This is a genomic window from Kitasatospora sp. NPDC053308 (assembly GCF_055585785.1).
Genome location: NZ_JBVJJY010000010.1, coordinates 48,180 through 68,352, shown reverse-complemented (window position 1 = coordinate 68,352; position 20,173 = coordinate 48,180). Strand labels below are relative to the sequence as shown.

Sequence of the window (20,173 nt, the reverse complement as noted above, 5' to 3'; positions counted from 1 at the left end):
CGATCGTGGACGGGCGGGTGGAGTGAACGCGGGGGCGCATGCCGAACGCCCGTGCGCCCTCGATGATCGGACGGGTCGTCAACCTCGCGGCGGCACGGGTGGTCCGGCGGTGCCGACGGGTGCCTACACTCGGAGGTCCTGTGGGACTACCGGTCGGTAGCATCGGGCGGAACGACCGCCCCGGCCCGGCCGGCGCGATGGCCGGGGTGGAATCCCGGCAGGGAGTGGGGAGTTCGGATGACCGACGAGCGGGTCCACGCGTACACCGACGACGCCCTCGGCTCGTACGACGCGGTGGCGCTGGCCGCCCGGGTACGGGCCGGCGCGGTCAACCCCCGGGAGCTGGTCGCCGCGGCCGTCGCCCGCGCCGCGCGGGTGGACCGCGGTCTGCTGCCGGTCGCCCACGCCTCGTACGACCGGCCGCGGATCAGCCGGGAGGGCATCGGCGGGCCGCTGTGGGGCGTGCCGACGTACCTCAAGGACAACGTCGACCTGCGCGGACTGCCGACCGCGATGGGCAGCGAGGCCTTCCGCGCCCGACCGGCCCGCCGCAACGCGCGGTTCACCGACCAGTTCCTCTCCACCGGCCTCGCCGTCCTCGGCAAGACCCGGCTGCCCGAGTTCGGCCTCAACGCCTCCACCGAGTTCGCCGGGGCCCGGCCGGTGCGCAACCCGTGGAAGCCCTCGCACTCGGCCGGCGCCTCCTCGGGCGGCGCCGCGGCCCTGGTGGCCTCCGGAGTGGTGCCGATCGCGCACGCCAACGACGGCGGCGGCTCGATCCGCATCCCGGCGGCCTGTTGCGGCCTGGTCGGACTCAAGCCCACCCGGGGCCGGCTGGTCGCCAACGCGCAGGGCGCCAAACTGCCGATCGACCTGATCACCGACGGCGTGCTGACCCGCTCGGTCCGCGACACCGCCGCCTTCTTCGCCGCCGCCGAACGGCACCGCCGCAACCCCGAGCTGCCCCCGCTCGGCCTGGTCGAGGGCCCGGGCGACCAGCGGCTGCGGATCGGCCTGGTGGTGGACTCGCCGATCGCCAAGACCGACGACCCGACCCGCCGGGTGGTCGAGGAGACCGCCGCCCGCCTGGAGGCGATGGGCCACCTCGTCGAGCCGACTTCCCTGCCCTTCGGCGAGGAGTTCTCCCGCGACTTCGTCACCTACTGGGGCTACATCGCCTGGGCGATCGCCGCCACCGGCCGGCTGCTGATCGACCCGAGCTTCCGGGCCGACCGGCTGGACGGCCTGACCACCGGGCTGCGCCGCCGGTTCCGGGCGGAGTTCCGGCAGACCCCGGGCGTACTGCGGCGGCTGCGCCGGGCCGAGGGGGTGTACGAGCGGATCTTCCGCCGGCACGACGTGATCCTCTCCCCGGTGCTCGCCCACACCGCCCCGCCGATCGGCCACCTCAGCCCGAACGTGGACTTCGACGAGCTGATGGACCGGCTGATGCGCTACGTCGCCTTCACCCCGGTCAACAACGTGACCGGCGGCCCCGGCCTCGCCCTGCCGGCGGGCTCGGCGCCCGGCGGCCTGCCGGTCGGCGTGCACCTGTCGGCGGCGCACGGGCAGGAGAGGGTGCTGCTGGAACTGGCCTTCGCACTGGAGGCGGAACAGCCCTGGCGGCGGATCCAGGACTGACGGCGGGACGGGGCCCGGCGGCGGATCCGGGCCGGGCGGCGGATCCGGGGCCGGCGGGCGGGGCGGGGCCGGAAGGGCGCCGGCGGGCGCGGCAGGGCCGGAAGGGCGCCGGCGGGCGCGCGGGGCCGGGGCGCCCGGACCGGCCACCGCCGCTCAGGCGGCCTTCGGTGCCACCACCGACCGGGCCGCGTGCACCTCGTGGTGCAGCAGGGCCAGCGTGCGGCCCGGCGCCGGCGTGTCCGGCGCCACCTCCGGCAGCGACCGGCCGGTGCGCAGCGCCTCGGCGAGGTCGGCCAGCTCCCTGGTCACGGTGCGGACCTCGGCCGCGGTCGGCACCGGCGCGCCGTGCTCGATCCGGACCCGGGCGGCGGTGGTGGCGTCCACGATCCGTTCGACCGCGATCACCAGCGGCCACCACGCCTCCGCCCGGGCCCCGACCGGCGGCGGTTCGGTGAGCGCCCGCTGGAACTCGCTGCGCACCGTCGACAGGTCCCGGTAGAGCCGCCGCCGGTACCGGGCCCGGGCCGGATCGTCCCGTCCCCGCCCGGTGGTGAAGGCCAGCGAGACGTACGTGGCGGTGTCCTGGACGGCTTCGGCGAGGCGGTCGCCGATCCGGGTGTGCCAGGACTCCGGCCACAGCAAGTAGCCGGCCAGCAGCGAGATGGCGCAGCCGATCAGCGAGTCGTAGAGCCGGGGCAGCACCAGGTGGAAGCCCTGGTGGTTGAGCAGGTCGGAGAGCAGCAGGATCACCGGGGTGATCGCCGCGGTCTGGAAGGCGTAGCCCTTGGCGGACAGCGCGGGGATGAGCGCGGCCAGCGCCGCCATCACCGGCACGTCCCACCAGCCGCGCGGCACGGCGGCCAGCACGGGGGCGGCGATCAGCAGCCCGGCCGCGGTGCCGAGCGCGCGCAGCACGGCGCGGGAGAACACCGAACCGAAGTCCGGCTTCATCACGAAGGTCACGGTCAGCGCCACCCAGTACGAGCGGGGCACCGCGATCACCGAGACCAGCACCTGGGCCAGGCCGATGCACAGCGCCAGCCGCAGCCCGTACCGCCAGGAGGCGCCGGACAGCAGCAGCGCCCGGGCGGCCCGGCGGGCCCGGACCTCCAGACCGGCCGGACGGCCGAGCCGGTCGTCGACGGCGTACCGCCCGGGCCGGGCCTCCCGCACGACGGCGGCGGCGTGCCCGATGGACTCGGCCAGGGCGCGGGTGGACGGCCCGGCGGGCTCCGGCAGGTCGGGTGCGGGCGCCGGCCCGGTGCGGCCGCCGGGGCCGGCCCCGGCGTGGCCGCCGGCGTGGTCGCCGGGACCGGCCTCGGTGCGGTCGTCGGGACCGGCCTCGGTGCGGTCGTCGGTGCGGCCCCGGTCGACCGCGTCGGCCAGGGCGCGGACGGCGGCCGGGTAGTCGGCCGGCAGCGGGCCGTACCGGGCCGGGCGCAGGTGCACGGCCGCGGTCGCCTCGACCACCGGGATCACCGCGTTGAGCTGGGCGAGCAGCCGCACCAGGGTGGGGGAGCGGCCGTGCCGCCGGGCCCGCCGGGCGAGCAGCACGTCGTAGGAGTGGTTGAGCGACTGGGTGAGCTGGTGGCGCCGCTCGTCGTACCCGGGGGTGCCGGCCGCCTCCAGCAGATCGGCGACCGAACGGTAGGTGGCGGCCACCACCGCGCGTTCGGGGACGCCCACCCGCAGCGGCCAGGCGAGCAGGGTCAGGGCGAGCACCACCGCGCCGCCGAGGAGCAGCAGTCCGGGCGGCAGCCACCAGGGGGAGGGCAGCGGCAGGCCGGCTCCGACCACCGCGTTGAGCAGCAGGAGCAGCCCGGACACCGAGGCGACCGCCCCGATCGAGGAGATCATGCCGGAGACCAGCGCGATGACGGTCAGCACCGCGACGGCCGTCCAGCCCGAGCCGTGCACCCGGGCGCCGAGCAGCACCCCGAGGGCCCCGAACAGTTGGGGGACGGCGATGTTGAACACCCGCATCCGGTAGGCGTCGGCGGTGTCCCCGATGACCGCGGACAGGGCGCCCATCGACACCAGGGCGCCGTAGGCCGTCCGTCCGGTGGCGGTGCCCACCGCGAGCGGAGCGGCGAGCGAGACCGAGGCGCGGGCGACCGCCGCCCACGGGATCGGAGCCGACCGGGGCCGCAGGCTCGCGGTCAGCCAGTCGGGCGGGGCGAGCCGGGCGGCACCGGCGGGTCGTGGCATGGGCCCAACCTACGACGGGGCCCGCGATCGGGGCCCGGTGCGACACCTCCGGGGCGACGGGCGTGCCGCGACGGGGGCGCCGAGAAGGGGGGCGCCGCGACGGCCCGGGCGTGACGCCTCCGGCGCAACGGATCGCGGGCCGGATCGGTTCACCCGCGGTTATGTCAATTCCCGAAACATACCCCGTCTTATGTCCGTCTCCGAAACATAAAGCGAACCGCGAGAGGCGCCGTGAACTGCGCCGATTTCCCAATCGGCAACCCGTTGGAAAGGGTTGACACCATTAGTTGGTCTAGTCCAGTGTGTGGGGAGCGTGGTTCGGCACGGGCTGATGTGAGATGAGAGGCCTTGCCGGACGGGCGAGTTGACCCCCTGACGTGGCGCTGAGACGCGGTCGGGGGTCGAGTCAAGAAGGAGCGTGTGCGGACCGCCGCCGGTCCGCGGGGGGAATTCCCGGCCCGGCCGGAGACCGGTCGAGCTGCCCGCCGTGTCCGCACTGCCCGCCGAATCAAGCGCTGCGTCGACTACGAACCGTGGAGTGACTGCCCATGCCGAGCCCAGACGGACAGGCCGAGGAGTATCTGTACCGAGCCGCCTCGGAGCGCCCCTACTTCAGCGCGGACACCGAGACCTACCTGGCCCGCACCGCGCTGCGCGAGATCCGCAAGAGACACCCGCTGCGGGTGCTCTCCGAGGAGGACTTCGCGTTCTGGCAGACCTACGGTTACGTCGTGGTCAAGCAGGCGATACCGGCCGACGCCGCACGGCGCCTGCTCGACTTCGCCTGGGACTTCCAGGGCCTGTCACCCGACCGCCCCGAGGAGTGGTACCGCGAGCGCGAGTACCGCGACGAACTCGACCAGCACCTGCACATCTACGGCTTCGTCGAGGCCTACCACCACCAACTCATCTGGGACAGCCGCCAGTCGCAGCGGGTCTACGACGCCTTCGTGGACGTCTGGGACTGCGAGGAGCTGTGGGTCACCCTCGACCGGCTCAACCTCAACCCGCCGAACGTCCGCAACCGCGACCGCGCGCTCATCGAGCCCACCGACCGCGGCTTCGACATCGAACTGCACTGGGACGTCGACACCACCCGGGGCGTGCTGCCGCAGCGCGTCCAGGGCATCATCGCGCTCGACGACACCGCCCCCGACCACGGCGGCTTCCAGTGCAACCCGGAACTGTTCCGCCGCTTCAACGAGTGGCAGGCCACCCAGCCGGCCGACCGCGACCCGATCCGCCCCGCCGTCGACCGGGACGAGTTCCCCGTCGTCCGGCCCGAGTTGAAGGCCGGAGACCTGCTGATCTGGAACGGCCTGCTCGCCCACGGCGTCGAGCGCAACACCTCCGAGCGCGGGGTGCGCGCCGTGCAGTACCTGTCGATGATGCCCGCCCTGGAGGAGGCCGAGCCGCTGCGCCGCTCCCGGGTGGAGTCCTGGCGCACGCTCGCCACCCCGGACTGGAACCGCACCCTGGTCGGCGACGCCACCCGGCCCGAGGCGCAGCGCTACGGCCGGGCCGAACTCACCGAGCTGGGGGAGAAGCTGCTCGGGCTGCGGTCCTGGAGCGGCAAGCCGTTCGACGAACCAGGCGACCCTGTCGTACCCGGCGACTCCGGCACCGGCGAACCCGGTGACGCCGGAGACCGCGGTGACGCCGGAGACCGACCGGCCGCCGCCGGCGGCGAGCTGCACGCCACGGGGGAGCGGGAATGCGCGACGTCTGCCTGACCCTGCCCACCAACCGCGAGTGCGCGGACACCATCACCGCGGTCGGAGCCGAAGCCGCCCACGCCGTCCGGCGCTTCGGTGTCCGGGTGCACCTGCTGGTGCTGGACTCCGCCGACCCTGACGCCCGCGCCCGGCACGCCGCGTCCGTCGCCGCCCTGCCCGCCGTCGACGGCCTGCTCGTCCACCACCTGGACGAGGTCGCCCAACGCACCTTCCTGCGCGGGGTGATCGCCCGCTCCGGCGCTCCCGACCCCGACCGGCTGCTCGACCTGATGCTGCCCGACGCCGTCTCCTACGGCGCCTGCACCAACCGGGCGTTCCTGCTCGCCGCGGCCCTCGGCTGCAGTTCGGTGCACCGGCGCGACTCCGACAGCCGCTACCAATGGCTGTACGGCGAACCGGTGTTCCCCATCGAGCACGAGCTGGCCACCCTCGGCCTCAAGGCCGCCGACGCGGTCGCCGCCGTCACCGAGCACAGCCTCGCCCCGGAGCAGGCGGACAAGCCCGTCGCCCTGGTCGGCGCCTCCTTCGTCGGTGAACTCTCCGTCGACCTCGGCGAGATCCGCGACCTCGACCCGGAGGTCTACCACGACGTGGTCGCGCTCTGGGCCCCCACCGGCGCGAGCGAGCGGGAGCGGCGCGAGCTCGTCGCCGAATCCTTCATCGGCGGGGGCACCGAACCGTTCACCGCCGACCGCGCCGTGCTCGGCCGACCCGACATCTGGCACATCGACATGTGCAACATCGCCCTCGACCACGAGGTGTACGAACGCGTCCCGCTGCCGCCCGCCACCGACACCATCGGCAGCGACTACTTCCTGCACCACCTCGTGCACGACGCCACCCTGCCCGGCGTCACCCACAACCGGCACATCGTCAACTACTACACGCCCGAGCGGCGCACCGGTCCCGGATTCACCGCCTACCAGCTGCGCTACGCCAAGTTCCTGCTCTCCATGCTCTACCTCCACCCGGTCTACGCCGACCTGGAGGCCGCCGGCCCGGCCCTGCTGGACGAGCAGCACCACGTCCGCCCCGAGCCGATCGCCGACTCCGCCCGCCGCAGTGCCGCGACGGACCGCGCGGAGAACCACCGCCGACTCGCCGAACTCGACCGCTGCTACCGGCGCCTGGGCGGCAAGTACGCCGAGTTCGCCGACCACCTGGCGCCCCGCCGGGAGCAGTTGCTCGACGAGGCGCAGTCGGACATCGAGGACTTCGCCCTGCTGATCGACGCGTGGGGCCCGCTGGTGCGGGCGAGCAAGGACACCCCCGCCGACCGGCTGCCGCACCAGCCGGAGAACCGGAACACCACGTGACACACCGGACGACACACCCGCTGCCGGGCCCCTGCCCGACGCCTCCGCCCCGCCGGGTACCGAGCCCTTCGCCGGGCCCGGCGCCGAGCCGGATCCCGAGCCCGGCGCCCCGCCACCGCGCCCCGACCGGGACCGCCGTCCACGGCCGCGCACCCGGCCCCGACCCGCACGACCGCACCGCGCTCCGGGCCGCGCTCGCCGCCGCCACCGACGACCGGATCATCTACGACCTCGACGGCATCGGCCGCCAGTACGCCGCCCTGTGCGCCGAACTGCCCGGTGTCGCCGTACGGTTCGCGATGAAGGCGTGCCCGGTGGACGAGGTGCTCGACCACCTCGCCGGGCTCGGCTCCGGCTTCGACGCGGCGAGCCCGCAGGAGATCGCCCAGGCGCTGCGCACCGGCGCGGCCCCCGAACTGATCCACTACGGCAACACCGTCAAGTCCGACCGCAACATCGCCGAAGCCCACCGGCTGGGCGTGCGGGACTTCGCCACCGACAGCCTGGAGGACGTCGCCGCGATCGCCGAACACGCCCCCGGGTCACGGGTGTTCTGCCGGATCGCGACCACCGGCGAAGGCGCCCTGTGGGGCCTGAGCCACAAGTTCGGCTGCTCGCCCGAGGACGCCCTGCGGGTGCTCGGCGAAGCCCGTACCGCCGGACTGGTGCCCGCCGGCCTGTCGGTGCACGTCGGCTCCCAGCAGATGACCGCCGAGGCCTGGGGCGCCGCCGTGGACTCCCTGGCCGCCGTGCTGGAGGCGCTCAACTGGCGCGGCATCACGCCCGACCGGATCAACCTCGGCGGCGGCCTGCCCGCCCTCGGCGTCCTCGACCGGCGCGGACGGCCCCTCGACCCGCCGCTGGACAAGATCTTCGCGGTCATCCGCGAGGGCATGGAGCGGCTGCGCGCCGTCAACGCCGGGCCGCTGGACTTCCTGCTGGAACCGGGCCGCCACCTCGTCGCCGACCACGGCGCGATCCGCGCGCACGTCGCCCGGCTCACCTCCCGCCACCGCCTCGACGGCACCCGGGAGGACTGGCTCTACCTCAGCTGCGGCAAGTTCAACGGCCTCTACGAGATGGACCAGTTGCAGTACCGGCTGGAGTTCCCCAGCCACCCCGGCGGCCAGTTCGTCAACGCCGTGGTGGCCGGGCCGACCTGCGACAGCGACGACGCCTACGCCCAGGAGGGCGGCCTGGTACGGGTCCCGCGCGCGGTCGGCTCCGGCGACCCGGTCTGGATCCACTCCTGCGGCGCGTACGCCACCGCCTACGCGACCCGCGGGTTCAACGGCTTCGCGCCGCTGCCGTACACCTGCATCGGCGGGAACGGCGGCGGGAACGGCGCGGACGGTGGCGGGAACGGCCCGTACGACGCGCACGGCCCGCACGGCCCGCACGGCGAGGGAGAGGACGCATGAACGAGTTCCGCATCCGGCTGCTCCGGGACGAGGACTGGGACGACGTGGTCGCGCTGGAGGAGCGCGCCTACGCCGCCAGCGGCCTGTCGGAGGGCCGCGAGGCCCTGCAGTCCCGGCACCGGGCCTCGCCGGACACCTGCTTCGTCCTGGAGCACGCGGGCCGCCCCGGCGGCTACCTGCTCGCCCTGCCGTACCCGCTGTCCCGCTGCCCGGACCTCAGCCGCAGCGAGGACGGGGACGGGCCCGCCGGCGGGGGCGGCGCCGACGGCAGGGAGGACCGCGTGGGCCGTGAGGACCGCGTGGGCGTGCGGCCGGGCAACATGCACGCCCACGACCTGGTCATCTCCGAGGCACTGCGCGGCCACGGCCTGTCCCACCGGATGCTGCGCCACCTGGCGGAGACCGCCCGGGCGGCCGGATACCGGACCATCTCGCTCGTCGCCGTCCGCGGCTCGCACGTGCTGTGGACCCCGCTCGGCTACCGCGCCCTGCCCGAGGTCGAACTGCCCGCGAGCTACGGCTCCCGCGCGGTCTACATGGCGATGCCGCTCGACCCCGCCGACCCCACCCCGCCGTCCGATCTGATCCCCGGGCCCCGACCCCGAGCCGAAGTGGGCTGATGCCGCACATGACCCCCGTTCGCGACGAGTTCCGCCGCTCCCAACTGGCCATCGGCACACTGTTCTTCGTCCTCGGATTCCAGTACGCGACCTGGGTCTCCCGAGTGCCCGCGCTCAAGGCCCGGCTCGACCTGGGCGAGGCCCAGATCGGCCTGCTGCTGATGACCTGCGGGATCGGCGCGGCCGTGTCCTTCCCGCTGGTCGCGGTGCTGATGCGGCGGCTCGGCTCGCGGCTGCTGTCGGTGCTGTCGGCCCTCGCCCTCGGCGCGGTCCTGCCGGCGCTGTCGGTGGTGCCGAACTACCCGGTGACGCTGCTGGTGCTGTTCTGCGACGGCGTCGCCGTCGGCTGCCTGAACGTCGCGATGAACGCGCAGGGCGCCGCGCTGGAAGCCCGCTTCGCTCGGACCACCATGTCCCGGCTGCACGCCACCTTCAGCGCCGGCTCCCTGCTCGCCGCGCTGCTGGCCTCGGGCGTCAACGCCTTCACCGGCTCCCTGGCCGTGCACTTCGGGCTGGCCGCCGCGCTGTCGGCCGTCCTGGTCCTCGCCGCCCGGCCGGCGCTGCTGGCGGACGGACCGGTCGAGCGGAGCGCGGAGGCGGAGGCGGCCGGGAAGAAGCGTCGCGGCCTCGTCCTGCCGACCGCCGTGACGCTGTGGATGGGCCTGGCCATGGTCTTCGGCACCGTCACCGAGGGCGCCATGAACGACTGGTCGGCGCTCTACCTCAAGGACGTCGTCGACGCCGGAGCCGGGCTGGCCCCGATGGGCATCGCCGTCGTCTCGGTGATGATGGTCTGCGCCCGGATCTTCGCCGACGGCTGGCGCACCCGCTTCGGCGACGCCCGCATCGTCCGCACCGGCAGCCTGCTGGCCGGCCTCGGCCTCGCGCTCGCCCTACTGGTCGGCGGCGTGGCCCCGACCCTGCTCGGCTTCGCCTGCGTCGGCCTCGGCGTCGCCGCCGTCACCCCCTGCGTCTACGTCGCGGCCGCCCGGCAGGGCTCCGACGCGCTCTCCCTGGTCGCCGCGATGGGCACCACCGGGCTGCTCGCCGGCCCCGCCGTGATCGGGTTCATCGCCGGCGCCACCAGCCTGGTCTGGGGCATGGCCGCCGTCGCCGCCTCCGCCGCCGTCGTGTCCCTCTGCGCCACCCGCATCACCTGGCCGGCCCCGGCGACGACGGCCCCCGCCCCCGACCCCCACCTCGCCCCCGACGCCACCTGAGCCGCCCGCCCCGCAGCCTCGCCCGGCACCTCGCGCCGCCCCTGTCGGGAGGTGCCGGGCGAGCCCTCCTGGGCTGGCCCTGGCGGGCTCAAAGGCGGGTGGAGGGTGGGGGGTGTGAGCGTCGCGCCCTTCCCGCGGTGAGGTGCCGGGCGAGCCCTCCCGGGGTGGCTTCGGCAGGCTGGAGGGCAGGTGGAGGCGGGGCGGCTGTGCCGGGAGGGGTGCGGGCCTCGCGCCAGGCCGGGCCCTGCCGCCCGGCGGCGGGCCGACGGCGCGTCACCCGGGTCGTCCGGTGGACGGCGGGTGCGGGATGTCCGCACCGCCGGTGGCGATGTGGTGGGCGAGTTTGGTACGGACGGCGGTGAGGCGGGCGATCTCGGCGTCGAGGTGGGCGAGACGGGCGCGGACGACCGGGGCGTAGGTCTCCGGTCCGGGGTCGGCCGTGCAGCGGCGCGGCGGGTCCTCGGTGAGCAGGGCCAGCCGGTGCGGCCGACTGGCCAGGTCGTCCACCGTCAGCCCCACGGCGAGGAGTTGGCGGATCACCCGGACCCGCGCGAGGTCGGCCGGGCCGTACTCGCGCTGGCCGGAGGCGGACCGGGCGGGCGGGGGCAGCAGCCCGCGCTGCTCGTAGAACCGCAGTGCCCTGGGGGTGGTGCCCGCCGCTGCCGCCGCGTCCCCGATCCGCATGCCCGCCCCTTCCGTTCTCAGAGCTCCACGATGGTCGCCCCGAAGGTGTCCCCGGTGAACAGCCGGGACAACGCCTGCGGGGCCTGATCGATGCCCGTGACCGGTGTCCACGGGAAGGTGATCTCCCCGCTGCGCAGCCAGCCGCCGAGGCGCTCGCGCCATTCGGCCTCCAGGTCCGGGTGGTCGAGCAGGGTGAAGCCCTGCAGGCGCAGGCCCAGGGCGACGACCCGGAAGCTGTCGATCACCGCAGCGGAGGTGGCACCGGGCAGGGCGGGATCGAGCTGCCCGGACAGCGCGCCGACCACCGCGAACCGGGCGCCCCGCCGGGCCGCGTCCACGGCGGCGGTCAGCTGCTCGCCGCCGACCAGGTCCAGCACCACGTCGACCCCGTCCGGCGCGGCCTGCGACAACAGCTCGGCGAACGGCCGCTCGCCGGGCACCAGCACGGCGTCGTAACCGAGTTCGGAGGTCAGCCGCTCGGCCTTCCCGGGGGAGCGGGTGGTGCCGATGACCTTCGCGGCACCGAGCAGCCGGGCGATCTGTCCGGCGAGCGAGCCGACCGCGCCCGCCGCGCCGGTCACCAGCACCACGTCGCCGGGCCGGACGTCGGCGCAGCGGGTCAGCGCGCCGTAGCCGGCCGAGGCGGCGGAGGCCAGGGCCACCGGCAGCGGGAAGTCCGGGTCGACCGCCGTGAACCGGGCGGCGTCCGCGACCGCGTGGTCCCGCCAGCCGTCCAGGTGCGTGACCAGGTCGCCCGGGCGCAGCGGCCCGCCCTCCGGGGCGGCCAGCACCTCCCCGAGGGCGGGCCCGAACAGCGCCTCGCCGGGCTTGACGTGGGGCACCGGCAGGCCGGTGCCCGTGCCGCCGATCACCGTGCGCAGCGCGGGGAAGACCAGGAAGGCCCGGTTGCGGACCAGTACCTGCCCCGGGCCGGGCGTCGGCAGCGGCTCCTCGGCGACGGTGAAGTCCTCGGGGACGGGCAGTCCGCGCGGCTCGGCGGTCAGTCGGACGACCCGGGCGGTGGTGGGCAGGGGCATGGCAGCGCTCCTCGTGCGACAGGGGGTGCCCCGTGGTGGGGCGCCCGGACGCTAACCCTTGACCCATGCGTCAGGGGCAAGTCCCGCGGCCGGAGGGGAGCGGCGGCGAGTCGTCCTGCGCATCGAACCCGCCGGTCACCGGGGACACGATGCGGAATTCCTGACGAGGGCGACGGCCTCCACGACGAGCGGGTGAGCGCGGCGGACAGGAAGACGGGTCGGATCCGGGTCGTCTGCCGGAGAGGCCGTCTGACGCACGGTAAGTTCCCTGTCGGCCGCCGGATCCTGGCGCGGCGGCCGGGTACGACCGGACGACCGTGCGCCGCACCGAAAGGGATGAACAGCATGACCGAGCAGGCCCCCGCGCCCTTCGAGCCCGTGGACGAGGACTGGCAGACGGCGCTCGCGATCGTCGCGCACCCCGATGACATGGAGTACGGCGGCGCCGCCGCCGTCGCCCGCTGGACCTCCCAGGGGAAGAAGGTCGTCTATGTGATGGTCACCAGCGGCGAGGCCGGCATCGACTCGATGGACCCGGCCGAGTGCGGGCCGCTGCGCGAGGCGGAGCAGATCGCCTCGGCGCGCGTGGTCGGCGTGGACACCGTGGAGTTCCTCGGCTACCCCGACGGCGTGGTCGAGTACGGGCTGCCGCTGCGCCGGGACATCGCCCGGGTGGTGCGGCGGCACCGGCCGGACATCGTGATCACCGGCAACTTCCGGGAGACGTACGGCGGGGTGTTCCTCAACCAGGCCGACCACATCGCGGTCGGCCGGGCCACCCTGGACGGTGTCCGGGACGCCGGGAACCGCTGGGTGTTCCGGGAGCTGGTGGCGGAGGGGTATGAGCCGTGGAACGGCGTCCGGCAGATCTGGGCGGCGGCCTCGCCGGAGGCCAAGCACGCGGTGGACACCACCGACACCTTCGACCGGGGCGTCGCCTCGCTGGAGGAGCACAAGGCGTACCTGGCCGGGCTCGGCGGGGCGATGGCGGACGCCCGGGAGTTCCTGGAGGGCTTCGGCCGGGGCGCGGGCAGCCGGCTGGGGACGCGCTTCGCGGTGCCGTTCGAGGTGTTCCCGCTGAGCTGAGCTAGGGATCCGGCGGGGTGTCGGTGTCGGGCCCCGACCCCGGCCCGTCCTCGGTCCCGGCGCCGGTGCCCTCGCGGCGCCGGCGCCGGTACCGCAGCACCTGGCGGAGCAGGAGGGCCGCGACCAGCACCCCGAGCCCGATCGCGAACCAGACCTGGTAGCGGATCGCCGTCCGGTACACGGTGCCGATGTTGGCCCCGGCGAGGTAGCCGAAGGTGCCCCAGACGCCCGTCCACAGCACCGCGCCGAGCACGTTGAACGGCTGGAACCGCCGCCAGGGCATCTCGGTCGTCCCGGCGATGATGCCGTTGGTCTGGCGCAGCCCGTCGACGAAGCGGGCCACGGTGACGACCTTGCCGCCGTGCTGGGCGAAGAAGCCGTCCGCGCGCTCCATCCGGGCCGGGGTGAGCAGCACGTAGCGGCCCCAGCGGTGGACGAAGGCGCGTCCGCCGGTGTGGCCGATCAGGTAGCCGAGGCTGTTCCCGAGGACGGCGGCGACGGTCGCGATCACCAGCACGGCGGCGAAGTCGAGGTGCCCGGTTCCCGCGTACACCGAGGCGAGCACCAGGATGGTCTGCCCGGGTACCGGGATGCCGCAGTTGTCCAGCAGCACGAGCAGCGCCACCGCCAGGTACCCGTAGTGGTCCAGCAGTGGCGCGAGCCCGGCGAGCGCCCCGGGCAGCGGCGTGGTGGGGGAGGACACCGCGCCTCACCACCCCGCGCGCGGCCGCGGAGGGGACGCGGAGCGCGGGACGGCGGGGGCGTCGGTCAGCGCTCCGCCAGGCGCGGTTCGATGTTGCAGTCGGGGCCCGGGTAGATCAGGCCCTCGTGGCCGTCCTCGAAGCGGACCACGTACGGCGGCTCGCCGTTGACGCCGCGCACCTCGATGATCTCGCCCTTCTGGTCCACCATGCCCACCGACCTGCTGTGGATGTGGAGCTGGTCACCTACCGCTGCGTGCATGGTCTGCTCCCTCGGTCCTCGGGGTCGTCGGGGCCGCCTCCGCGGCCGCTCCGCTATCCACTGTGCTGCGGGGGCGGCGGGCTCGCAACGGCTCGGGCGGACGGGGCCCAGGGGGTGTGCGGGCCGGAGCGTGCCCGACACGTCCCGGGGGTCAGCGGGCGGGCAGCTGCTGCGCGAGGTAGCCGCGGACCAACCGTTTGCATTCGGCGATCAGCCGCGGGTCGCCGTTCGGGTCGCTGCGGAAGGCCAGTTTGAGCACCGCGTCGGCGGCCTCCAGGGCGACCCGGAGGGTGAGCGTGAGGCCGTCGGGGTCGCCGGTCCGGAACAGGTCGCCGCTGAGTGCCTGCAGGCGCAGGGCGACGGCGGTGTTGTTGTCGACGCCCGCGTCGAGCAGGTGCCGGTCGTCCCGGACTCCGGCCGGCACGAGCGGGCCGGTCAGGCCGAAGTCGAGCTGGCCGAAGCCGGGCACGGTGCGCTTCATCGCCACGAACTCCTCCACCGCGAGGTCGGTGAAGGCGGCCGGGTCGACCGGGGCGGCGGCGGCCAGCCGGGCGTCGAGGCGCTGGAGGTACCGGTCGAGGTTGCGGCCGGCGAGCGCGGCGAGCAGGTCCTCCTTGCCGGCGAAGAACTGGTAGAGGGTGCCGATCGGCACCTCGGCCCGGTGGGCGACCTCCTTGGTGGTGAGCGCGGTCGCCCCGACCTCGTCCAGCAGCCCCGCGCAGGCGTCGAGGATGCGGCCGTACCGCACCTGGCTGCGCTGCTGGACCGGGCGCCGGCGGGCCGACGGGGTGGCCGGGCCGGTGGTCCGGGGGCTGCGGATGTCCGAACTCATGGGCCCACTCTGCCGCATCCGCTGTTCCGTCGGCGAATCACCGGGGCGGAAGGCGTCCGGTGTTCCCCGTGGGGAGGGAATCGACCGGTGGCCGGAGCTGAACGGCACGGTGGCGGGAAGGTGTCCACGGGTTGGCATACGTCTTGTCGTGGACGCGGAGACCGGTTCATACTCCTGAGGCGGACTACCTTGCGTGATCACCCCATGCCTCTTCGTTGTGATCGCGATTCAGTCGTGGCGGCCGTGGCGGCCCTGACGGACGCCCGCCGCCGCCCGAGGTCCGGAGGGAACCCGTGTGCCTCCCCGCTCGCGCCACGTCCCGTTGTTCGTCCCGCAGAACGGAAGGAGGGGGTCGGTCCGGTGGCGCTGCACTTCGGAGGGCGTGGGGCTCCTGTTGCGGACACTGACCCGGCTGCTCGGGCCGTCCTTCGCGTTCCACCACCTGCGCGGCGACCGCCAGGCCCCGGGGATGCCGGGCAAGCCCCGGCGCCACGACGGCGAGCCGTACGACCGCTTCGACCCGTTCCTGCCGCCGGTCCACGCGCTGCACTACCTGGGCGGACCGCACGAGAAGGTCGGCAGGCCGCCGGAGAGTTCTGCCGGCCCGACGGCTCCCCGGCCCCTGAGGCCGCGAAGCGCGCCCGGCAGGCGGCCGCCGAGCACGGCCTGCTGCTCCTGCTCCGCGGGATCCACCCCAACGTGCTCCGGACGGCCCCCGCGCGGGTGGTCACGGCCGGGCAGATCGACGAGGCGCTCGAACTCTGGACGAAGGCCGTCGCGGCCGGCGGTCGGCGGGAAGCGGAGGACACATGGACGCGGTGAAGGAAATCGGCTGGAGCAGCCTGGAGTTGGAGGCCCGGCGGGCGCTCTGGTCGCTCCCGCTGGGGGAGGTGGAGCGGCGGCTGCTGTGGGCCGACGCGCGGGCCGGGCGGTGGGGTGCGGCCGGGCCGGTGCGCGAGTGGCTGCGGGACTTCGTCCGGGACGCCGTCGCCTCCGTCGGCGTCACCCACGTCGGCGGCCTGGTGGACCCGGCGCACCCGGAGGAGGAGATCATCGAGGTGCTCTCCTTCCTGCTGCGCGACTACGGCCGGATCGTGCCGCAGAACGGGCGCGGCGACCTCGCCTCGGTGCTGTGCGACCAGGACGGCGACGGCAACACCGAACTGGGGTTCCACTGCGACACCTGCGACCTGCTCGTGCTGCTGTGCCTGCGCCCCGCCTTCGACGGCGGCGGGCTGACCAAGCTGGCGAGCGCGCGGTACGTCCACGAGCTGATCGCGCGGGAGCGGCCCGACGCGCTGGCCACGCTCCGCGAGGACTGGACCTTCGACCGGACCGGCCGGGCGGGCCCGCAGCTGGTGGTCACCCCGATCCTCTACGACCGGAAGGACGGGACGGTCGGCTGCTACTACCAGACCCGCACCGTCCGCTCCTCCCCGGACCGCGGCGGACCGGAACTGACGGACCGTCAGTGGGAGGCGCTGGGCGTGCTGGACGAGGTGCTCTACCGCCAGGAGATCGCGTTCGGGCTGCCGATGGCCGCCGGGGACCTGCTGATCATCCGCAACAGCCGGGTGCTGCACGGGCGTTCGCCGTTCGTCGACGAACCCGGTCGGTACTCCCGGCGGATGCTCCGGATCTGGGTGAACGAGGGGGAGGAGTGGGCGCGCTGACCGCACCCCGCGGAAGGCCGCACCGGACGGAAAGGCCGTGCTCTCCTGTGCGCACTTCCGGGCGTCCGCGCGGACGGCGCCGCCGCTTGCCGAGGACCGGGTGCGGTGGCGGCACCGGGAGGCACCGGCGGGGAACTGACGGCGCTGTGGTGCCCGCGGACCGGCGGTCTGCGGGCACCGCAGAACGTCCCTTTCCCGCAGGTCAGTTGACGTAGACCGCGGGGCCGCCCGGCTGCGTGGTGTCGGTGACCGGGCCGTACGTCGCGGAGAAGTACCCGTCGCCCGGGCAGAGCCCCGAGCCGCCGCTCTTGGTGAAGTGCTCGTTGCGGAAGGCCAGGCTGTGCGCGCCGTTGTCGGCGGCGCCGGTGAACGCGCCGGTGAGCTGATAGGTGCAGGTGATGGTGCCGAACCAGCTGTTGAGCACGGCGGTGGCCTGGATCGGTCCGGCGGAGCCGCCGGTGAGGGTCACCGGCAGCCCCGGGCCGTCGGAGAGGGTCACGCCGTACGGGGTGTTGCCGACGGTCAGGCTGCGCACCGAGGTGACACCGGTGACGTTGCTGGTGCAGGAGCCGAAGGTCAGCGCGGTGAGCGAGCCGGTGGCCGAGCCCGGGGCCGCCGGGTTGGTCAGCACCGTCCCGCCGAACTGGGCGACGGCGCAGGTCACCCCGGTGGTACTGGTCGCGGTCGAGTAGAAGGTGGCGACGGTGCCCTTGGCGAGCGGTGCGGCGAGCGCGTCGCCGGGGGCGACGGCGGTGCCGCCGGCGCCGCCGGTGGTGAGCACCGGGCCGGCGGCGACGGAACCGGGCATGGTGTGCTCGGGCGTGGCGGCGGCCGGCGCCGCGACGACGGCGAGCGCGGTGGTGGCGGCGAGGGCCGCGACGGCGGCGGCGGGGACGGCAAGGCGGCGGCTGAAGCGCATGGTGGGAAAGCCTCTTCCTCGGTGAGGGGCGAGAAGACGACCTTTCGCGGCTCGCGAGCGGTGGGGGGCCGGGGGAGCCGATACGTTCCAGAGCTGTTGTAGGGCGGTGACGGTGTGCCGTCAAGGCGATGGGCGCAAGTTGCTGACTTTTCGTCAACAAGGCTCCCGGGGGCGCGGCCGGGGCTGGGGTCGGAGTTCGGCGGGCGTCCGGGACCGGGCCCTCTGGAGGAGAATTCCGTGGCGTGACCTCATCCGGCGAACCCGTCGCGTCCGTCCCGCCCGGCGCACCCCGCGCACCCGGTGAGCCCGGCAGCCCGCGGCGCCCGACCCTGGTGGCCGTCAGTGAGCCGCCCGGCGCGGGCAAGACCACCCTGGCGCACGCCCTGGCCGACGCGCTCGGCTGGCCGGCGGTCTGCCGGGACGAACTCAAGGAACGGATGGCCGGCGCCGGCGGCTCGGCCTTCGGTGGGGATTCCGGCGCGGATTCCGGTAGGGACCTGGACCTGCGGACCTACGAAGCGTTCTTCCGGACCCTCGGAGACCACCTCGCGGCGGGTACCAGCCTGGTGGCGGAGGCCGCCTTCCAGGACCGCCTGTGGCGTCCGGGCCTGGCGCCGCTCGTGGGCCGGGCCGAGCTGCGGGTCGTGCGCTGCGTCGTCGACCCCGAACTCGCCCGTCGGCGCATCGCCCGGCGGGCCGCCGACCTGCCCGCGCGGGCCGTCCACGCGGACGCCGCGTTCCTGCGCCGCATCGCCGCGGGGGAGCGCCCGATCGAGACCTGGGTGCCGATCGGGCTGGACGTCCCCCGCCTGGTCGTGGACACCGCGGAGGGCTGGCAGCCGCCGCTGGCGCGGATCGTCGCCTTCGCCGCCGGAGAGCCGTAGCCGGCGGTACAGGTTGCGCAGGCGGTGGGGGCGATGCGGGCGGTGCGGGCGTGTCCGGTGCCGGAGTTACCCTCGGCGGTATGGACGCGTCCCAGACCCCCGCCCGGGTGGCGCAGAGCGCGGCGGCGAGGGCCGCGGCGAAAGCGGTGGAGCGCGCGGCAGGCCCGGTGGGGCCGGCGGGTTCGGCCGCCCTCGCGGACCTGGTCCGGCTGCTGGACCGGCGCGGCGTCGTGGTGCTCAGCGGCGCGGGCCTGTCCACCGAGTCCGGCATCCCCGACTACCGCGGGGCCACCGGCCGTCGCCGGACCGGCACCCCGATGACCTACCAGGAGTTCACCGGCAGCGAGGCCGCCCGGCGCCGCTACTGGGCCCGCAGCCACACCGGTTGGCCGGCCTTCGCCCGGGCCCGGCCGAACGCCGGTCACCGTGCGGTGGAGCGGCTGCGCCGGTCGGGCCACGTCACGGCGGTCATCACCCAGAACGTCGACGGACTCCACCACGCGGCCGGCACCCGGGAGGCCGTGGAACTGCACGGCGGGCTCGACCGGGTGGTCTGCCTCGACTGTCGCCGCACCAGCTCCCGCGCCGAACTCGACCGGCGCCTGGACGAGTTGAACCAGGGCTTCCGTCGGCCGGGAGCCGAGCTGCGCCCGGACGGCGATGCGCTGCTCGGGCCGGACCTGGTGGCCGGGTTCCGGGTGGCGCCGTGCGCGGCCTGCGGCGGCGTGCTCAAGCCGGACGTGGTCTTCTTCGGCGAGAACGTGCCCGCCGCCACCGTCGAGCGGTGCTACGAACTGGTGGACTCCGCACGGTCGTTGGTGGTCCTCGGCTCCTCGCTCACGGTGCTGTCCGGCCTGCGCTTCGTCCGCCGCGCCGCCCGGGCGGACCTGCCCGTCGCCATCGTCAACCAGGGCTCCACCCGCGGCGACGAACTCGCCGCCCTCCGCCTCGACCTCCCGCTGGGCCCGACCCTGACCGAGGCCGCCCGACTACTGGGCGCTGGGTGAGCCCTTCCTCGACGTCGCGTGTGCGGGCGCCGGTACGGGTCGCGGGCGCCGGTCAGCCCGCCGGCTGCCAGGGGCGGCCCGGCACCCACAGCGGCGCGGGGCCGCCGCGATGCATCGCCCGGGCCGCGTCCTGCTCCAGCCAGCGGCAGACCCGCGCCGGGTCGTTGTCGCACAGCTCGACCAGCGCGGCCGCCGCGATCCGGGTGCAGCCCAGCACCAGGGCCAGGGTGTCCTGGCGGCGGTGCCGCTCGCGTACATAGGCCTCGACCCGCTCGGTGATCCGGTCCCCGTCGAGCCCCTCCGGGGCCGCGCCCCCGCCCGCGGCGACGTGCGCGTCCGGGCCGTCGTTCGGACCGTCCGCGCAGCCGTCCGGGCCGTCGTCCGCGCAGCCGTCCGTGCGAGCGTCGCCGGACGGTTCGGCCCCGGCGGCCAGCGCCTGGACGGCGTGCCACACCAGGGTCAGCGCGCAGGGCTCGGCCGGGTGCGACACCTCGTCCCGGCGGGCCTCCTCGCGGGCCTCAGCCGACCGCTGCCCCAGCCACTCCAGGGCCGCCGCCTCGTCGTCCGCGCAGGCCCGGACGACCAGCTGCGCGGCCCGCTCGGCGACCGCCCGCAGCGCCGCCTCCGCCGGCACCCTCAGGCCGGGCGCCGCCGGGTCGGCGAAGGCCAGCCAGGCGTCCGCGAACGAGGCCGCCCGCAGGCCGCCCACCCAGGCGGGCGCACCGCTCGCCGTGCCCAGCCACTCCTGCGCGCCCAGCCGGACCAGTCCGACGGCGACCAGGTACGCCGCGTCCCCGTCGAGCCTCGACGGCCGTCCGTTGCGCCTCACACACACCACCCCCACCAGCGGTCATCACCCCGAGACGGCACATCCCATCACACCGGAGCGCGAACGAACTAGACAGGGCCACGTCACATTCCGGAAC

At 75.1% G+C, this 20,173-nt stretch carries 19 protein-coding genes; 11 read left to right on the top strand and 8 right to left on the bottom strand.

The window, feature by feature from the left end; all coding sequences use genetic code 11:
- The first annotated feature begins 237 nt into the window (after window positions 1-237).
- Window positions 238-1,641, top strand: a complete 1,404-nt coding sequence (locus ACZ6Y7_RS22675; RefSeq protein WP_465759732.1) for an amidase — start codon at window positions 238-240, stop codon at window positions 1,639-1,641.
- A gap of 153 nt (window positions 1,642-1,794) precedes the next feature.
- Here ACZ6Y7_RS22675 and ACZ6Y7_RS22670 read toward each other — a convergent pair whose 3' ends face one another.
- Window positions 1,795-3,849 (bottom strand): FUSC family protein, encoded by a 2,055-nt coding sequence (locus ACZ6Y7_RS22670; RefSeq protein ID WP_465759731.1) that lies wholly within the window; start codon window positions 3,847-3,849, stop codon window positions 1,795-1,797.
- A 548-nt stretch (window positions 3,850-4,397) separates the two neighbouring features.
- On the opposite strand from ACZ6Y7_RS22670, the gene ACZ6Y7_RS22665 reads away from it, so the two are divergent.
- From ACZ6Y7_RS22665 to ACZ6Y7_RS22645, 5 genes are all read left to right on the top strand, one after another.
- Complete coding sequence (locus tag ACZ6Y7_RS22665) at window positions 4,398-5,582, top strand: phytanoyl-CoA dioxygenase family protein (protein ID WP_465759730.1); 1,185 nt, start codon at window positions 4,398-4,400, stop codon at window positions 5,580-5,582.
- Window positions 5,564-6,901: a DUF6271 family protein gene (locus tag ACZ6Y7_RS22660; RefSeq protein WP_465759729.1), complete on the top strand. Its 1,338-nt coding sequence runs from the start codon at window positions 5,564-5,566 to the stop codon at window positions 6,899-6,901. The genes ACZ6Y7_RS22665 and ACZ6Y7_RS22660 overlap by 19 nt, the downstream gene beginning before the upstream one ends.
- Window positions 6,902-7,119: 218 nt before the next feature.
- Window positions 7,120-8,322, top strand: coding sequence for a type III PLP-dependent enzyme (locus tag ACZ6Y7_RS22655; RefSeq protein WP_465759890.1), 1,203 nt, complete (start codon window positions 7,120-7,122; stop codon window positions 8,320-8,322).
- Entirely contained in the window at window positions 8,319-8,942 is a 624-nt protein-coding gene (locus ACZ6Y7_RS22650; RefSeq protein WP_465759728.1) for a GNAT family N-acetyltransferase, read from the top strand. The genes ACZ6Y7_RS22655 and ACZ6Y7_RS22650 overlap by 4 nt, the downstream gene beginning before the upstream one ends.
- Window positions 8,939-10,162 carry an MFS transporter gene (locus ACZ6Y7_RS22645; RefSeq protein WP_465759889.1) on the top strand — a complete coding sequence of 408 codons (1,224 nt, stop codon included), beginning with the start codon at window positions 8,939-8,941 and terminating at the stop codon, window positions 10,160-10,162. The genes ACZ6Y7_RS22650 and ACZ6Y7_RS22645 overlap by 4 nt, the downstream gene beginning before the upstream one ends.
- Window positions 10,163-10,435: 273 nt before the next feature.
- Here ACZ6Y7_RS22645 and ACZ6Y7_RS22640 read toward each other — a convergent pair whose 3' ends face one another.
- Both ACZ6Y7_RS22640 and ACZ6Y7_RS22635 read right to left on the bottom strand, forming a co-directional pair.
- Window positions 10,436-10,846, bottom strand: a complete 411-nt coding sequence (locus tag ACZ6Y7_RS22640) for a MerR family transcriptional regulator (protein WP_465759727.1) — start codon at window positions 10,844-10,846, stop codon at window positions 10,436-10,438.
- 17 nt (window positions 10,847-10,863) lie between these two features.
- Entirely contained in the window at window positions 10,864-11,883 is a 1,020-nt protein-coding gene (locus ACZ6Y7_RS22635; protein ID WP_465759726.1) for an MDR family NADP-dependent oxidoreductase, read from the bottom strand.
- A 345-nt stretch (window positions 11,884-12,228) separates the two neighbouring features.
- Between ACZ6Y7_RS22635 and ACZ6Y7_RS22630 the strand changes: the two genes are divergently transcribed.
- On the top strand, window positions 12,229-12,969 hold the full coding sequence (locus ACZ6Y7_RS22630; protein ID WP_465759725.1) for a PIG-L deacetylase family protein: 741 nt from the start codon (window positions 12,229-12,231) through the stop codon (window positions 12,967-12,969).
- Between the two features lies 1 nt (window position 12,970).
- On the opposite strand, the gene ACZ6Y7_RS22625 is transcribed toward ACZ6Y7_RS22630, so the two are convergent.
- The 3 genes from ACZ6Y7_RS22625 to ACZ6Y7_RS22615 all read right to left on the bottom strand — a co-directional run bounded on the left by ACZ6Y7_RS22625 (window position 12,971) and on the right by ACZ6Y7_RS22615 (window position 14,764).
- The gene (locus ACZ6Y7_RS22625) at window positions 12,971-13,672 is read right to left on the bottom strand and encodes a DedA family protein (protein ID WP_465759724.1); all 702 of its coding nucleotides are present in this window, start codon (window positions 13,670-13,672) and stop codon (window positions 12,971-12,973) included.
- A 65-nt stretch (window positions 13,673-13,737) separates the two neighbouring features.
- Complete coding sequence (locus ACZ6Y7_RS22620) at window positions 13,738-13,932, bottom strand: DUF1918 domain-containing protein (protein ID WP_465759723.1); 195 nt, start codon at window positions 13,930-13,932, stop codon at window positions 13,738-13,740.
- 151 nt (window positions 13,933-14,083) lie between these two features.
- Complete coding sequence (locus ACZ6Y7_RS22615) at window positions 14,084-14,764, bottom strand: TetR/AcrR family transcriptional regulator (RefSeq protein ID WP_465759722.1); 681 nt, start codon at window positions 14,762-14,764, stop codon at window positions 14,084-14,086.
- A 699-nt stretch (window positions 14,765-15,463) separates the two neighbouring features.
- Here ACZ6Y7_RS22615 and ACZ6Y7_RS22610 point away from each other — a divergent pair.
- Window positions 15,464-15,586, top strand: coding sequence for a hypothetical protein (locus tag ACZ6Y7_RS22610; RefSeq protein WP_465759721.1), 123 nt, complete (start codon window positions 15,464-15,466; stop codon window positions 15,584-15,586).
- On the top strand, window positions 15,574-16,437 hold the full coding sequence (locus ACZ6Y7_RS22605) for a TauD/TfdA family dioxygenase (RefSeq protein ID WP_465759720.1): 864 nt from the start codon (window positions 15,574-15,576) through the stop codon (window positions 16,435-16,437). The genes ACZ6Y7_RS22610 and ACZ6Y7_RS22605 overlap by 13 nt, the downstream gene beginning before the upstream one ends.
- A 202-nt stretch (window positions 16,438-16,639) precedes the next feature.
- Here ACZ6Y7_RS22605 and ACZ6Y7_RS22600 read toward each other — a convergent pair whose 3' ends face one another.
- Window positions 16,640-17,356, bottom strand: coding sequence for a Tat pathway signal sequence domain protein (locus tag ACZ6Y7_RS22600; RefSeq protein WP_465759719.1), 717 nt, complete (start codon window positions 17,354-17,356; stop codon window positions 16,640-16,642).
- A gap of 242 nt (window positions 17,357-17,598) precedes the next feature.
- Here ACZ6Y7_RS22600 and ACZ6Y7_RS22595 point away from each other — a divergent pair, with 242 nt between their 5' ends.
- Complete coding sequence (locus ACZ6Y7_RS22595) at window positions 17,599-18,240, top strand: P-loop nucleotide/nucleoside kinase family protein (RefSeq protein WP_465759718.1); 642 nt, start codon at window positions 17,599-17,601, stop codon at window positions 18,238-18,240.
- 80 nt (window positions 18,241-18,320) lie between these two features.
- Window positions 18,321-19,247, top strand: coding sequence for an NAD-dependent protein deacetylase (locus tag ACZ6Y7_RS22590; protein ID WP_465759717.1), 927 nt, complete (start codon window positions 18,321-18,323; stop codon window positions 19,245-19,247).
- 52 nt (window positions 19,248-19,299) lie between these two features.
- Here ACZ6Y7_RS22590 and ACZ6Y7_RS22585 read toward each other — a convergent pair whose 3' ends face one another.
- Window positions 19,300-20,076: a hypothetical protein gene (locus ACZ6Y7_RS22585; RefSeq protein WP_465759716.1), complete on the bottom strand. Its 777-nt coding sequence runs from the start codon at window positions 20,074-20,076 to the stop codon at window positions 19,300-19,302.
- Window positions 20,077-20,173: the final 97 nt, after the last annotated feature.

Bases quoted from the DNA above. Each gene is read 5' to 3' on its own strand.
- ACZ6Y7_RS22660 (WP_465759729.1), top strand. From the start codon at position 5,564: ATGCGCGACGTCTGCCTGACCCTGCCCACCAACCGCGAGTGCGCGGAC.
- ACZ6Y7_RS22675 (WP_465759732.1), top strand. From the start codon at position 238: ATGACCGACGAGCGGGTCCACGCGTACACCGACGACGCCCTCGGCTCG.
- ACZ6Y7_RS22615 (WP_465759722.1), bottom strand. From the start codon at position 14,764: ATGAGTTCGGACATCCGCAGCCCCCGGACCACCGGCCCGGCCACCCCG.
- ACZ6Y7_RS22600 (WP_465759719.1), bottom strand. From the start codon at position 17,356: ATGCGCTTCAGCCGCCGCCTTGCCGTCCCCGCCGCCGCCGTCGCGGCC.
- ACZ6Y7_RS22640 (WP_465759727.1), bottom strand. From the start codon at position 10,846: ATGCGGATCGGGGACGCGGCGGCAGCGGCGGGCACCACCCCCAGGGCA.
- ACZ6Y7_RS22650 (WP_465759728.1), top strand. From the start codon at position 8,319: ATGAACGAGTTCCGCATCCGGCTGCTCCGGGACGAGGACTGGGACGAC.
- ACZ6Y7_RS22620 (WP_465759723.1), bottom strand. From the start codon at position 13,932: ATGCACGCAGCGGTAGGTGACCAGCTCCACATCCACAGCAGGTCGGTG.
- ACZ6Y7_RS22590 (WP_465759717.1), top strand. From the start codon at position 18,321: ATGGACGCGTCCCAGACCCCCGCCCGGGTGGCGCAGAGCGCGGCGGCG.
- ACZ6Y7_RS22665 (WP_465759730.1), top strand. From the start codon at position 4,398: ATGCCGAGCCCAGACGGACAGGCCGAGGAGTATCTGTACCGAGCCGCC.
- ACZ6Y7_RS22670 (WP_465759731.1), bottom strand. From the start codon at position 3,849: ATGCCACGACCCGCCGGTGCCGCCCGGCTCGCCCCGCCCGACTGGCTG.
- ACZ6Y7_RS22635 (WP_465759726.1), bottom strand. From the start codon at position 11,883: ATGCCCCTGCCCACCACCGCCCGGGTCGTCCGACTGACCGCCGAGCCG.
- ACZ6Y7_RS22630 (WP_465759725.1), top strand. From the start codon at position 12,229: ATGACCGAGCAGGCCCCCGCGCCCTTCGAGCCCGTGGACGAGGACTGG.
- ACZ6Y7_RS22605 (WP_465759720.1), top strand. From the start codon at position 15,574: ATGGACGCGGTGAAGGAAATCGGCTGGAGCAGCCTGGAGTTGGAGGCC.